This is a genomic window from Actinoplanes sp. HUAS TT8 (assembly GCF_051380535.1).
GTDB lineage: Bacteria > Actinomycetota > Actinomycetes > Mycobacteriales > Micromonosporaceae > Actinoplanes.
The window spans coordinates 6,889,507-6,903,111 of sequence record NZ_CP195646.1 but is presented as its reverse complement, the minus strand read 5'-3'; the positions used below and the strand labels follow the sequence as shown (position 1 = coordinate 6,903,111).

Annotated in this window: 13 protein-coding genes; 7 read left to right on the top strand and 6 right to left on the bottom strand. The window is 71.4% G+C overall.

Annotated features, from left to right (window positions below; genetic code table 11):
- Nucleotides 1-3 precede the first annotated feature (3 nt).
- Nucleotides 4-2,019 (bottom strand): methyl-accepting chemotaxis protein, encoded by a 2,016-nt coding sequence (locus ACSHV8_RS30500; RefSeq protein ID WP_436521241.1) that lies wholly within the window; start codon nt 2,017-2,019, stop codon nt 4-6.
- A gap of 186 nt (nt 2,020-2,205) precedes the next feature.
- On the opposite strand from ACSHV8_RS30500, the gene ACSHV8_RS30495 reads away from it, so the two are divergent.
- Nucleotides 2,206-2,790: an SDR family NAD(P)-dependent oxidoreductase gene (locus ACSHV8_RS30495; protein WP_436521239.1), complete on the top strand. Its 585-nt coding sequence runs from the start codon at nt 2,206-2,208 to the stop codon at nt 2,788-2,790.
- Here the strand turns inward: ACSHV8_RS30495 and ACSHV8_RS30490 are convergent.
- Complete coding sequence (locus tag ACSHV8_RS30490; protein WP_436521237.1) at nt 2,787-3,278, bottom strand: DUF1707 SHOCT-like domain-containing protein; 492 nt, start codon at nt 3,276-3,278, stop codon at nt 2,787-2,789. The genes ACSHV8_RS30495 and ACSHV8_RS30490 overlap by 4 nt on opposite strands.
- 64 nt (nt 3,279-3,342) lie before the next feature.
- On the bottom strand, nt 3,343-3,888 hold the full coding sequence (locus ACSHV8_RS30485; protein ID WP_436521235.1) for a GNAT family N-acetyltransferase: 546 nt from the start codon (nt 3,886-3,888) through the stop codon (nt 3,343-3,345).
- A 153-nt stretch (nt 3,889-4,041) separates the two neighbouring features.
- Between ACSHV8_RS30485 and ACSHV8_RS30480 the strand changes: the two genes are divergently transcribed.
- Nucleotides 4,042-4,845, top strand: coding sequence for a polysaccharide deacetylase family protein (locus ACSHV8_RS30480; protein ID WP_436521233.1), 804 nt, complete (start codon nt 4,042-4,044; stop codon nt 4,843-4,845).
- 114 nt (nt 4,846-4,959) lie between these two features.
- Here ACSHV8_RS30480 and ACSHV8_RS30475 read toward each other — a convergent pair whose 3' ends face one another.
- Nucleotides 4,960-5,436, bottom strand: a complete 477-nt coding sequence (locus ACSHV8_RS30475) for an NUDIX domain-containing protein (protein ID WP_436521231.1) — start codon at nt 5,434-5,436, stop codon at nt 4,960-4,962.
- Nucleotides 5,437-5,511: 75 nt separating this feature from the next.
- Nucleotides 5,512-6,402, bottom strand: a complete 891-nt coding sequence (locus tag ACSHV8_RS30470; RefSeq protein WP_436521229.1) for a Midasin — start codon at nt 6,400-6,402, stop codon at nt 5,512-5,514.
- Nucleotides 6,403-6,628: 226 nt separating this feature from the next.
- Between ACSHV8_RS30470 and ACSHV8_RS30465 the strand changes: the two genes are divergently transcribed.
- Nucleotides 6,629-7,780, top strand: a complete 1,152-nt coding sequence (locus ACSHV8_RS30465; protein WP_436521227.1) for a serine hydrolase domain-containing protein — start codon at nt 6,629-6,631, stop codon at nt 7,778-7,780.
- On the opposite strand, the gene ACSHV8_RS30460 is transcribed toward ACSHV8_RS30465, so the two are convergent.
- Nucleotides 7,777-8,655, bottom strand: a complete 879-nt coding sequence (locus ACSHV8_RS30460; RefSeq protein ID WP_436521225.1) for an alpha/beta hydrolase fold domain-containing protein — start codon at nt 8,653-8,655, stop codon at nt 7,777-7,779. The two genes, ACSHV8_RS30465 and ACSHV8_RS30460, sit on opposite strands and share 4 nt — an antisense overlap.
- A gap of 121 nt (nt 8,656-8,776) precedes the next feature.
- Here ACSHV8_RS30460 and ACSHV8_RS30455 point away from each other — a divergent pair, with 121 nt between their 5' ends.
- From ACSHV8_RS30455 to ACSHV8_RS30440, 4 genes are all read left to right on the top strand, one after another.
- Entirely contained in the window at nt 8,777-9,367 is a 591-nt protein-coding gene (locus tag ACSHV8_RS30455; RefSeq protein ID WP_436521223.1) for a TetR/AcrR family transcriptional regulator, read from the top strand.
- 311 nt (nt 9,368-9,678) lie between these two features.
- Nucleotides 9,679-10,632, top strand: a complete 954-nt coding sequence (locus ACSHV8_RS30450; protein WP_436521221.1) for a sulfotransferase — start codon at nt 9,679-9,681, stop codon at nt 10,630-10,632.
- Between the two features lie 138 nt (nt 10,633-10,770).
- On the top strand, nt 10,771-12,138 hold the full coding sequence (locus ACSHV8_RS30445) for a hypothetical protein (protein WP_436521220.1): 1,368 nt from the start codon (nt 10,771-10,773) through the stop codon (nt 12,136-12,138).
- A 218-nt stretch (nt 12,139-12,356) separates the two neighbouring features.
- Nucleotides 12,357-13,118: an SGNH/GDSL hydrolase family protein gene (locus ACSHV8_RS30440; RefSeq protein WP_436521218.1), complete on the top strand. Its 762-nt coding sequence runs from the start codon at nt 12,357-12,359 to the stop codon at nt 13,116-13,118.
- The last annotated feature ends 487 nt before the right edge of the window (nt 13,119-13,605 follow it).

The window sequence follows — 13,605 nt, the reverse complement described above, 5'->3', positions numbered from 1 at the left end:
GTCCTACCCCACCATCTGCTCGGAGAAGGCGACCAGGCGCTGCGCCATGGCGTCGTCGGTGACCAGGAACTGCAGGCCCAGCTCCTGCTGGCCGGGCGAGTCGACCACGTTGACCACCCGGGCGTGCACGGTCATCGTCCCCTCCGAGCCGCTGGTCAACTCGGCGTCCACGGTGGCGCCCTCGGTGAACAGCCGCTCGCCGCTGACGATGCAGCGCAGGCCGCCCGCACTGAAGTTGATCAGGGTGGCCTGGGCGCTGCTCTGACCGGGCCGGTGCAGGGTGACCCGCCCGGCGGCGGCGATCCGGTCGTGCTCGCGACGCTCCAGCCGGCTGGCCAGGTCGGTCATCTCGTCGACCCGGCCCAGCGTGAACGTCATCTGCGCGGCCAGCCGCTCGACGAGCGTGCCCTGATCGGTCGCGACCGTGCGCAGTGACGTGGCCGCGTTGCCCACCCCGCCGATGCCCTCGATCATGGTGGTGATCGTCTCGGACATCGCGTTGGTGTCGCGCCGCAGGTCGTCGATGGTCCGCAGGATCTGGTCGGTCGACTCGGCGGTGTGCATGGCCAGCTGCTTGACCTCGTCGGCGACCACGGTGAAGCCGTAGCCCAGCTCACCGGCCCGGGCCGCCTCGATCGTCGCGTTCAACGCCAGCAGCCGGGTCTGCCGGGCGATCCCGGTGACCAGCTCGGCGGTCGACGCGACCCGGCGCAGGCTGTGCTCCAGCGACGCGATGACCTGCTCGGCGTCATGCGCCTGACCGACGATGGCGCTGGTCGCGGCGTCGGCCACGCTGATCCGGTCGTCGATCACGTCGGCCGCGGTGCGTACCTCGCTGACCTTGTCGGTCACCTGCCGCAGCTCCTCGGCGATCACCGTGGTCGACTCGTCGATGATGTCCTGGGTGCGCCGGCGGAACTGGACCTCGGCCTGCCGCTGGTGCAGGAATCCGGCCCGCAGCTGCTGTTCCCGGGCCACCTCGGCCTGGGCCAGCGCCTCCTCCTGATCGGCCAGCCGGGTCCGGGCCACGATCAATGCCCGCCCGATGTCGCCCATCTCGTCGCGGCCCTCGGGCAGCGGCCGGGGCGCCAGGTCCGAGCCGGCGATCGCGGTCACCGCCTCGACCGTCTGGTGCACGTCGTGGCTGGTCCGCCAGACGACACCGGCCGCACACCACAGGGCGATCAGGAACCCGCCGAGCGAGATGCCGACGACCAGGCTGCGCTCCATCGCGTTGTCGTCGATGCGCCCGGTCAGCAGGTCGGTGAGGGTGCCGGTCAGCGGTCGCACGGTGGCCGTGGCGGCGTCGGCCACCTCGACCGGCTCGGCCGACGCGGACGGCGTGCTCAGCGTCTCGGTGATCTGCTTGTCCAGCGAGCTGATCGCGTCGGCCAGGGTCTGCACCGGGGTGAGCCGGTTGGCCAGCCCGGAACTGTCGGTGTTCTTGGCCGCGGTGGTGACGTCCCGGCGCAGCGAGTCGGCGGCCGCCTCCAGCCGCCCGGCCAGCACCGCCTTGGCCGCGATGGCCTGCCGGGTGGTCAGCTTGGTGTCCGGGTGGGCGGCCTGCAGGGCCGCGAGCAGCGCCTGCGGCACCTGGACGATCTGCGCGTCCATCACGTAGAACGAGTCCAGGTCCGGGTCGAGGATCAGGTTCGAGCTGTCGCCGACCGTGGTGATCAGCGCGACCAGCCCGTTCGCGGTGGCGATGCGCGCGTCGCCCGAGCCGTCCCCGATGTCCGGCACCGCGGTCATCGCGTCGCCCAGGTCGAGTTCCGGGTGGGCCGCGACGGCGGTGCGGATCGCCTCCAGGTCGGGTTTGCGCCCGGCCGCGGTGTCGGCCAGCGCGGTGAGCATCGGGCTCAGCACGGCGACGCCCTGCCGTTCCTTGGAGCTGAAGTTCAGGTCCTTGGCCTTCTCGGTGGCGTACATGCCGGTGGCCAGCGCGCCGGGCACCAGCAGCGCGAGCACGACCAGGCCGAGCCGCATGCCGGTACGCAGCCGGTCGGTGACGGCCAGCACCGGGCGCAGCAGGGCGGGAGGCAGTTTCGGGGTCAGGGTCCGGCCTCCCTCGTCGCGTTCACACCACCTGTCGGTATCTTCCCGGTTTTCGCCGTCCGTACGGCAGAAAGCCCGAAACCGGACCGTTGCCTTTCTTTACCGGGCCGCAGTAGCGTGATCACGGTCACTATCCAAGGGAGCTGTGGCATGCGGGTTGCGGGCAAGACCCTGGTGGTGACCGGAGCGGGCAGTGAGCTCGGCCGGGCCGTCACCCTGGAAGCCATCCGGCGCGGGGCCCGGGTCGCGGCGGTCGACGCCGATCCGGACGCCCTGACCGAGACCGCCCGCCAGGTCGTCGCGCCGCTGCTGCTCTCCACCCACCTGGCCGACGTGACCGACGCGGCCGAGGTCGAGGCGCTGCCGCCCGCGGTGATCGAACGCTGGAGCGCGGTCGACGGGGTCATCCACTGTGCCGGGGCGGGCGAGCAGGTCGTGCGGACGTTCCTGCCGCTGCTCGGCGCCCGCCGGGAGGCGCATCTCGTCAGCATCGGCGACTCCCGCGCGCTACCGCCGGAGCCGGACGCGGCCAAGGCCGCCGCGAAGCGGTTCACGTCGGCCCACGCCGGGACGAACGTGCTGGTCGCGATGGTGTTCCCGGTCGACGACGCGGTCGCCGCGCCGTATCGGGCGGCTCGGGACGTGCTGGACGGGATGGCCCGGGACTCGTACCGGGTGCTGGTCGGCTCCGACGTCCGCCTGCTCGACCGGCTGCTGGGCCGGTCACGCCCCTAGTCGAAGAAGAACCACCAGCCGCCGATCATGCCGGCGACCAGCAGGCCCACGCCGAGCAGGCCGAGCGAGCCCAGGACGATCCCGGTGATCGCCATCGCGCGCCCGCGATGGACGAATGGGGCCGGCCCGCGCAGCGACGTGACGCCGAGCACGATGGCGGCGATCGAGCTGACCGGGGCCAGCAGCGACCCGCCCCCGCACAGGAACAGCGGCACCGGCAGGGCGCCGGCCAGCAGTGCCAGCACCGGCAGCTTGCTCTCCGACGCGGCCGGCGGGGCGACGGGCTGCTGCGGGCCGGTCAGGTCGCCGACGGGCAGGTCGTACAGCACGGCCGACAGCTCGCCCCAGGTCCGCGACGCGTAGGCATACCGCGAGCGCTCGCTGAACTCCTCGACCGTCAGCCGGCCCTCGGCGGTGGCCGTGCTCAGCCGGGCGACGATCGCCTCACGCTCGGCGTCCGAGACACGGACATGCGGCGAGGGGTACATGTCCGGAAGGCTACCGCCGGTCGCCGGGCGTCGCGTCCTCCGGTCGGGCGTATCGGCGGCGCCGTCACAGGTCCAGGGCGTACACCCGCAACGGCCGGCCGGTGTCCGGCTGCACGGTCTCCCGCTCCAGCCGCATGCCCAGTTTCACCATCACCCGGGCCGACGCCTCATTGCCCACGATGTGGACGCTGACCAGCCGTTTCAGACCGAAATCGGTGCCCGCGCGGCTGACCACGGCCCGGGCCGCCTCGGTGGCCAGACCCTTCCCCCAGTACGGCCGGCCCAGGCGCCACCCGATCTCCACCGCGGGCATGATCTCGGGCAGGAAGGTGGGCACCGCGAGCCCGGTGAACCCGGCCAGCTCGCCGGTCTCCCGCAGCTCCACCGCGTACAGGCCGAAGCCGTGCTCGTCCCAGTGCCGCCGCCAGAGGGCCAGCCGCTCGGCGGTGGCGGCCCGGTCGAGCGGGCGGCCGTCGTGGATGTAGCGCATCACCTCCGGGTCGGCGGTGATCGCGGCCATCGCGTCGAGGTCGTCGTCCCGCCAGGGGCGCAGGACCACTCGCGGGGTCGTCAGAACGGTTGCTTTTGGTGATCTGGGTGACTCGGGCACGTCCAGTTCGTACCAGGCCGGGGGTTATGTAGCCAGTCGTTAACCCCGCGGACTTGACACAGTCAGACAGAATCCGATGACTCAATGCCGGGCTTACGGGGGTTTGACCATGGCGCCAGATACGGAGTGTGTCCGTACTCCGAAGTCGTTCCGGTGGTGAGCCGCCGGGCGGTCCTGCGCACCGCCGTGGCCGGCGCCGCCGGGATCGCCGCGGGCGTGGTCGGGGCCCGGGAGATCCCGCACTGGCTCGGCTGGGACCGGCCGCCGGTCGCGGGTGGGTATGCGGCCGCGGCCGACGTGCTCGACGCCGTGCACCACGCCAACGTCGCGGTCCGCTACTACGTGGAGACGACCGAGCCGCTCGTCGCGTTCACCTTCGACGACGGCCCGGCGCCGCACTGGACGCCGATGGTCCTCGACGCGCTGGACGCCGCCGACGTCCCGGCCACGTTCTTCATGGTCGGCAACCGGCTGGAGCGCAACGCCGACCTGGTCCGCGGCCGGATGGACCGGCACGCCATCGGCAACCACTCGTGGAACCACGACGACCTGGCCACCCTCGACCTGAACGGTGTCCTGCAGTCGCTGGGCCGCACCGAGGACGAGATCAAGAAGCAGTTCGGCCGCCCGGTCGAGCTGCTGCGTCCCCCGTTCGGGCACATCGGCGGGTCGACCATGCTGGCCGCCGACCGGATGGGTTACGACGTCGTCCTCTGGTCCAAGGCGATGCGCGAGAAGATGTTCCACGACGACCCGATGGGCCAGGCCAAGGACATCGTCGACTCGGTCCGGCCGGGCTCGATCATCCTGGCCCACGACGAGGGCGACGACCGGCGCCTGGTGACCATCCGGGGTCTGGCCGCCATGTTCGACGGCCTGCGCAAGCGCGGCTTCCGGATGGTCACCGTGCCCGACCTGATCGCGGCCGGCCAGAAATCCGGAGCCGCGCCGCACTGACGGGCGGCATCGGCGGTGAAGCCCGGGCCAGGGCTCTGCCGGTCCGATTTTCCGATCAACACCGCGATTGGCGTACGGCCTGAAGCGCCCGCCCCCGGGCCTGTTCCGGGGCGGTCAGGCCACGAAGTAGCCGTTCTCCAGGTAGTAGCAGGCGCCGTCGGCCCGGGCGCGCACCGCGGCGATCACCCGGCGGGCCAGGTGCTCCGGCAGCAGGTCGATCGCGTCCTGCTGGGTGCACCACCCCCACTGGCGCAGCTCGGCGTAGGAGAGCCGGATCCGGGCCGTCTGGTCGGGGGTGATCACCCCGCCGTCGTAGATCATCATCAGGCCCTCGGCCGTCTCCGGGAGGGCCGCCACCCAGTCGGTGACCAGGAGCCGGCCGACCCGGACGAGCACGCCGAGCGCCTCCCGGAGCTCGCGCATCGTCGCCGCGTGGGGTGACTCGCCGGCGGCCACCGCGCCGCCCGGAAGCTCCCAGTGCGACCCGTGGGCCGGCTCGACCAGCAGGACCCGTCCGAACTGGTCGGAGAGCAGAGCGCCGGCGCCCATGCGTTTCGACGGGAGCGTCGCGATGTAGTCGCTCGCGGTCACCGGGCCAGATTAGCCCCCACCCTCAGGCATTGGGAGACGGCAATGTTACGAGAAGTAATGCGGGAGCTGTGCTTTTCACCGCCATTGGCTGACCCGGCCCAGGCCTGATCCGGTGGCGGCCGGGGTGACCGTCACCGACATGCCGCTGGTGCCGGAATTGTCGTCACCGGAATCGTCGCTCCCGTTGTCGTCGCTGCCCGGAGTGTCGTCGTCCGAGGGCGCGGGGGAGTCGTCGCCGTCCAGCGGGTCGGTCCCGGCGGCGAACTCGTCCAGGTCGCTCACCCCGTCCCCGTCGTGGTCCTCGTCGCCGTCCGGGGTCCCGTTGTCGTCGCTGTCCGTGCTCTCCGGGTCGTCGCCGAGCGTGAACTCCTGCGCGTTGGTCAGACCGTCGCCGTCGATGTCCTCGTCGCCGTCGTTCACCCCGTCGCTGTCCGAGTCGGCCTCCTCGGGGTCGTAGTCGAGCTGGTAGTCCTGCGCGTTGGTCAGCCCGTCCTGGTCGATGTCCTCGTCGCCGTCGGAGACACCGTCGCCGTCGCTGTCGTCGTCCCGCGGGTTGTAGCCGAGGTCGAACTCCTGGCCGTTGGTCAGCCCGTCGTCGTCCGCGTCGTCGTCGGCGTCGTCCTTACGCGGGTTGAGGTGGTTGCCGACCTCCCAGCCGTCGGTCATGCCGTCCCGGTCGGTGTCGGCCACCCGGGGGTTGGTGCCGGCCTTGTACTCGGCCTTGTTGCTCAGCCCGTCCCGGTCCTTGTCGGCCTTGGCGTCGTTCTTCTTGGGGTTCAGGCCGTTGGCCGACTCCCACTTGTCCGGCATCCCGTCCTTGTCGGTGTCCTTGGTAGCCGAGTTGCCGGGCTTCGACTTGAGCGCGTTCTGCGAGCTCGCGGCCTGCGCGGCGCCGGACATCGCCAGCATGGTCACGGTTGCGGTGGCCGCGGCGACAGCGACGGAGACGGAACGGCGGTAGTTCACGTGGGGGGTCCTTCCGATCGACCGGTACGGGGAGTCACCACCGTAGGGCGCTCGGTGACGCCGTGGTGGTTTGCGACCTGACCTGCCCCGGAGCCGCTCCCGATCCGCTACTGAGCCGGCCTTACGGGTCGGGACTCGGGGGAGCGTCCGGGATCGACCCCGATGGTTTGCCGGGCCCGGTCGGGAAAGGTTGACCTCGATCTTGAGTCCATCGTGGAGGTGCGGAATGAATCGACGTGCGCTGCTGGGCGGGGTGCTGGCGGGCGGGGCGCTTGCGGTGGTGGGCGGGGCTCCGGCGTACGCGCAGAAGCCTTTGACCTCGACGGTGCCCACCCTGAATCCGGCGGCCCTGGCCGGCGCGATCGACCCCCTGGGGGACGACGTCAGTGGCGCTCTGGTCCGGGTCGAGGGGTCGGCCGGCCGCTGGCACGGACGGGCCGGCGAGGCGCGGATCGGCACGGGCGAGCCGGTGCCGTGGGACGGGCGCTTCCGGATCGGCAGCATGACCAAGGCGTTCACCGCGACGGCGGTGCTGCAGCTGGCCGCGGCCGGACTCGTCGACATCGACGCGCCGCTGCGCCGCTACCTGCCGGACCTGCTGCCGGAGGGCTACCCCGGGACGGTCCGGGACGCCCTGAACCACACGCACGGGCTGAGCGGCGCACCGATCCCGAACAAGGACCGGGACTGGTTCCTCGCGCACCGGTACGACACGTTCACCCCGGGCTCGCAGGTGCTGTGGGACGTGGAGCCGCCGTTCGAGCCGGGCACCCGGCAGGCGTACAGCAACACCGGCTACATCGTGGCCGGGCTGGTCATCGAGCGGGTCACCGGGCGGCCGTACGCGGACGCGATCCGCCGCGGGATCATCCGGCCGCTCGGCCTGCGGGGCACGTCGCTGCCCGGGACACGGCTGGACGTCCCCGGGCCGCACGCGCACGGCTACGAGCGGATCGTCACCGGCGGGAAGACCAGCTACGTGGACGTGACCAGGTCGAACCCGACCCTGCAGTGGGCCGCCGCGGAGATCATCTCGACCACCGGGGACCTGGACGACTTCCTGGTCGCGCTGCTCGGCGGGCATCTGCTGCCGAAGCGGCAGCTGGCCGAGATGCTGACGCTCCCGAAGGCGCCGATCTGGGCACCGGACGACCCGGACGAGGACGGGGCCCCGGCCCGGTACAGCGCCGGCCTGATGCAGATCCGGTTCGGCGAGATGGAGATCTGGGGCAAGACCGGCGACCGGCCGGGCTACAACAACGCGATGGGCTCGACCCTGGACCTGAGCCGGCGGCTGACCTTCTCGGTCAACACGCTGACCATGGGCGGCGAGCAGCCGCTCACCGCCCAGAAGATCATCGTGGCCGCGATGAGTTAGCCCAGCGTCACCCGGAAGTGGTCGAGGGCCTCGGTCACCGGCGGGTCCAGGTCGGCGCCGACGAAACAGTGGTCGGCGCCGGGGACCAGCCGCAGCGTGACCGGGGCGCCCAGCTCGGCCAGCCGCTCGTGCAGCTCCTCGCTCTGGGTGGCCGGGACGACGCGGTCGTCCCGGCCGTGGGCCAGCAGGATCGGCGGGGCCTCGGCCGAGACGTAGGTGACCGGGCTCGCCGCCTCGGCCTCGACCGGCCGGTCCGGGACCGGGCCGCCGATCAGAAGACTCTCCGGTGAGCCGGGGTCGTCGTGGCTGCCACCCATGGTGGACAGGTTGCTCGGGCCGTACCAGATCACCGCGGAGCGTACGGCGTCCGAACCGCCCCGCAGACGGTCCGGCCCGGACAGCACCGGGTCGGGGTCGTCGCCGGTGAGGGCGATCAGCGAGGCGAGGTGACCGCCGGCCGACTCGCCCCAGACGCCGAACCGGGCCGGGTCCAGGGCCAGTCCGGCCGCGTGGCGCCGGAGCCAGCGGACCGCGGCCTTGACGTCGTGCAGCTGAGCCGGGAACCGGGCCTCGCCGCTGAGCCGGTACGTCACCCGGGCCAGCGCGAAGCCGGCGGCCAGGACACGCTCGGTGATCCGGCCGGCGACCAGCTGCGGGGACTCGCGTTTGTTGTCGCCGAAGCGCCAGGCCCCGCCGTGGACCCAGATGATCAGGGGCGCCGGCCCGGCGGCGGCGACCGGGCGGAACAGGTCCAGGGTGAGCGGCCGGAACCCGGGCACCTCGGCGACGACGGCGTCGCGCCAGGCCACGCGATCACCCTCCGTCACCGGGGTCGGAGGGCGGTGGCGCTGCGGATCGGCGAATTCAACGGTCACGATCTCACCTCGTACCAGAAATGACCTTGGACGCGTGGCCGGACGTCGATGACCGTACCGGAAAGGGTCTTGTGGTTCTGCTAGCGTGTCGGCCACCGCAACCGTGAGCCTGGCAGGGCCGATGTCCGAGACCGCGCGGAAACGCGCCGCCTACGCGAACGGCGAGCGCAAGCGCGCCGAGATCGTCGACGCGGCGCTGGCCGTGTTCGCCGAGAAGGGGTTCCGGCGGTTCTCGCTGCGGCAGATCGCCGAGGAGCTCGGGACCACGCACGTGTCGCTGCGCTACCACTTCGGCACCAAGGACGCGCTGCTGGAGGCCGTCCTTCAGGAGCGCGAGAAGCGGGATCGGCCGTGGCGGGAGCAGGTGCTGCGGGAACGCGGGCTGTTCGACGGGGTGCCCGAGGTGATCCGGCGCAACGCGACCCGGCGCGGGGTGGTGCACCTGGACGCGACGCTGCTGGCCGAGGGGATCGCGCCCGATCACCCGGTGCACGAGTTCGTCCGGCGCCGTGAGCGGTCGTTCCATCAGGACGTACGGGAACTGCTCGTGCGCGAGCGCGATCGGGGCCGGTTGCGGGCCGGCCTGGATCCGGACGTGGTGGCTTGGCAGCTGGTCGCGTTGATCGAGGGACTTCAGGCACAGTGGCTCTATGACGAGACCGTGGATGTGGCGGGGCATTTGTCCGCATTCATGAATTACCTGCGCGCGTAGTTCCCTTTCCGGGCCGCGTCTTCCGGCGATGCCACGCGTTACCCCCTACAGCTCGGGATGTGCAGCGATAAAACGGAAATGTCCGTTTAAAGTTGTGCAATAAGTGATACTGAGCAGAGGCCCGTACCGATGTGGAGGAAGCCGATGCCGCGTGTGACCACGTGCTCCCGGAAGCTCGCGCGCTTCCCGGGGTCACCGGAAAACCGTTCTCAGAAAGCACAGGAAGGCATAGAGACCTCCGAGGGCGAGGATACCTCTCGTTCGGTCTTCGTTCACCTACCGTTAACCCGATCTGTGAACGATTCTGCAACATGTCGTTAAAGGTTATGTATATCGCCGGGTGGGGTCGCAGCGGCACCACCATCGTCGACAACATCCTGAATTCGTACGACGGGGTCTTCTCCACCGGCGAGCTCTTCTACCTGTGGAGCCGCGGTCTCATCGAGAATCGCAAATGCGGATGTGGTCAGCTCTTCACCCGTTGCGAGCTGTGGATCACCATTCTGGACGTGGCCTTCGGCGCCGACCGGCCGTGCCCGGAGCACATCTCCCAGCTGCAGCGCGAGGCGATCCGGGTGCGGCACACGCCCGGGCTGACCGGCGCCGCCACCTCGCCCGAGGCCGAGGAGTACCGGCAGGTCACGAACCGCCTCTACCACGCGATCGCCGAGGTCACGGGCGCGCGGCTGATCGTCGACTCGTCGAAGGTGCCGTCCGCGGCCGCGCTGCTGCCCGGCATGGCCGGGATCGAGCCGTACCTCCTGCACATGATCCGTGACCCGCGGGCGGTCACCCATTCCTGGATGCGCGCGGCCCCGCCGGCCGACCGCCGGTCGGCGATGACCAACCAGGAGGCCCCGGCCGCCAGCACCATGCACTGGCTGGTCCGCAACGCGCTGGCCGAGCGGCTGGCCGGCGCGTACGAGGGCCGGTACCGTCTGCTGCGCTACGAGGACTTCGTCGCCGCGCCCCGGGACATCATCGAGGGCCTGCTCGACTTCACCGGGGCGGACGCCGGCGGCGGCCCGTTCACCGGCGACACCACGGTGACGCTGGAGGCCAACCACACGATCGCCGGGAACCCCGGGCGGTTCCGCACCGGCCAGGTCGAGCTGCGCGCCGACGACCGCTGGCGCGACGAGCAGACGGCCGGTCCGCGCCTGACCGCGACGGCACTGGCCCTGCCGCTGCTGCACCGCTACGGATACCGCACCCGGACCAGCCGTCCGAACCGTCCGGCCCGCCATTCGAGGAGCTTTCTTTAATAAAGACCCGCGTGTCGCCGGTCCAGGGGTGAACCGGTAAAGTCCGCCTCCCGCGAGAATTCCCCGTCGCGGTTAAAAGGCGATTTAAATCCCCCTTAGGAAATGTTTAAGACGATGCGGAAAACCAGCATGAGGTGGGTGACGGCGACAATGGCCGTGGCCCTCGCCCTGACCGCCGGCGCCTGTTCGTCGTCGAAGACCGTCGATCCGGTCGCCGCCGCCGCGGCCGCCGCCCCGGAAACCTCCGCCGCCTCGGGCGCCGCTGCCGCTCCGGCCGCCGCCGCCCCCTCCGGATCGGTCGCGCCGAGCGCGTCGGCCCCGGCCCCACCGTCGGCCACCACGGCCGCGACCGGCGCGTGCGGACGCGTCAAGTCGGCCAAACCGGTCACCCGGGTGACCGAGGTGAAGCTGCCGTCCAAGGTGACCGGATACGGCGGCGAGGGCGACACCGAGAAACTGCCGATGGCGATCGCGGCCCGGCCCGACGGCGGTTCGTGGCTGGCCTGGCTCGGCACCGACGGCAAGGTCTACCTGGGCCACCTCGGCTGCGACGACAAGCTGATCGGCACCCCGACCAGCTTCACCGGCATCGACCTGCAGGACGTGCAGGCCGACAAGACCGGCGGCGTGCTGCTGCTGACCCGCAAGGGCAACTGTGGCGACACCCCGCTCTGCGGCGGAACGTCGAGCCCGTGCAACACCATGCACATGATCCGCTTCGACACGTCCGGCAAGCTGGTCTGGGAACGCCAGGTCACGAACCTGACCGGCAGCCGGACCGGGTACGACGACGGCGCCCGGTTCGTCTGGTGGTACCAGCACCACGGGCGGCTGGCGTCGGACGGCAAGACGTACGCCGCGTACTTCGGGGTCGCCATCACGGTCAAGAACGGCAGCTGCGTCGACATCCACGAGGGCGACCGGATGCAGGTCGTGAGCTCGTCGGGCGCCCTGGCCACCGGGAACAAGGACGCGTTCGAGGTCGGATGCAGTCACGCCTGGACGTCCCGGATCGTCTGGGACCCCCGGACGAGTCACTACATAACGGTCTGCGCCACCGACAACAGCTGCCGGATCGCGCGACCGAATCCGTATCGGACCGTCGCCGCCGGGACCTGCGACGGCACGCTCTTCGGCGGTGACCTGGTGCTGGCCCGGTCCAGCGGCTACTGGACGGCCTGGAGCCAGGGCGGCAAGGCCCGGCTGGAGCACTTCACCAGCGCCAAGTCCGACAAGACGATCAGCACCGGGGCCGCGACCGGGCACCCCCACCTGGTCACCTACGGCACCGGGCGGATGCTGCTGAGCTGGCAGTCCGGGTCGTCGATGGCCGCGCAGGCCTACGACTCCGGGACCGGCAAGACGGTCGGCGCCAAGTTCACCGTCAGCGCCAAGGACCACGACTACATGTCGTTCAAGGCCTACGCCGACGGCAGCGTCGCCTACGCGGCGGCCGGCAGCTCCACCTCGGCCGTCAAGATCGCCCGGGTCCTGCCGCTGAGCTGAACTTCTCCGACGGCCCGCCGGCTTCCCCGGCGGGCCGTCGCTCGCTCGATCCGGCACGTCACGGCCGCCGATGGTCCGGCTCCGATTGCGGAGGTACGGGACGAGCCCCGCCGCAGCCGCCCGGGATTCGTGGACCTCGCCTCACTCCGGCGCGTCCCACGCTCCGGAGCCCTAGTCTGGGGCTGATCAACTGGGGCACGGACGGCAGGAGTTCGGGGATGCGGTATGTCGCTATCGGGGACAGCTTCACCGAGGGGATGGGCGACACCCAGCCGGACGGCAGCGAGCGCGGCTGGGCCGACCTCGTCGCCGCCGGGCTCGCGGCCGGCCTGGGCGAGCCGATCCAGTACGCGAACCTGGCCATCCGTGGCCGTCTCCTGCAGCCGATCGTGACCGACCAGCTCGACGCCGCGCTCGCCCTCGACCCGAAGCCGACCCTGCTGTCCCTCAACGGCGGCGGCAACGACATGATGCGCCCCGGCAGCGACATGACGACCCTGGTCGACATGACCGAGAAGGCCATCCGCCGCTGCCTCGACGACGGGGTGAAAGTGCTGATGCTGTTCGGCGCCGACCCGTCCAGCCGGCTGCCGTTCGGCAGCTCGATGCGCCGCAAGGGCGACGCCCTGACCGCCGCGGTCGCGCCGTTCGCCGAGAAGTACGACCTCACCTTCGTCGACATGTGGCACGACAAGGAGATCCAGAAGGCCGGGTACTGGTCGGCCGACCGCCTGCACCTCAACGCGGCCGGCCACCGCCGGGTGGCGTCCACCGTGCTGACCGCGCTCGGCCACCCGACACCGGCCCACGTGATCGATCCCGGGCCGGGCGCGCGGGGCGGTCTGCTGGCCGAGGCGCGCTACTACCGTGAGCACGTCCTCCCGTGGATCCAGCGCCGCATCCGCGGCCAGTCCTCCGGCGACAACCGCACCGGCAAGTACACGACTTGGATCTCCGTCCCCTCCACCCAACCAGCCTGACCCCCCCCACCACCCAGCCCGCCGGCCCACCACCTGACCACCCGCCCTGGGCTCGGGCGTGCGCGGCCGGCGCAGACTGCCCAGCTGGCGCTGAGGGCTGTCTCGGGCCCCGGGATACAGCCCTCAGCACCAGCTGGAAACGCGCACCGTCCCTGGCGCCGGCGGGCGTGGGCTGCCCGGCTGGTGCTGAGGGCTGTTTCGGGCCCCGGGATGCAGCCGTCAGTGCCAGCTGGAGACCCGCGCCGGCTCTGGCGCCGGCGGTGCGGTGGGTGTGGGCTGTCCGGCTGGCGCTGAGGGCTGTTTCGGGGCCCGGGATACAGCCGTCAGCGCCAGCCGGCGCGCCTTGCGGTGGGGTTGGGCTGCGAGGGGCCCCGAGGTGGGGGCCGGGCTTATCGCCGTACTGCGGCAATCGCGGCCTTGAGCCGCAACTCAGGGTGAGGGGAGGCTGGGCCGCGAGAAGGTTGCCGCAGCTCAGGGTGAGGGGAGG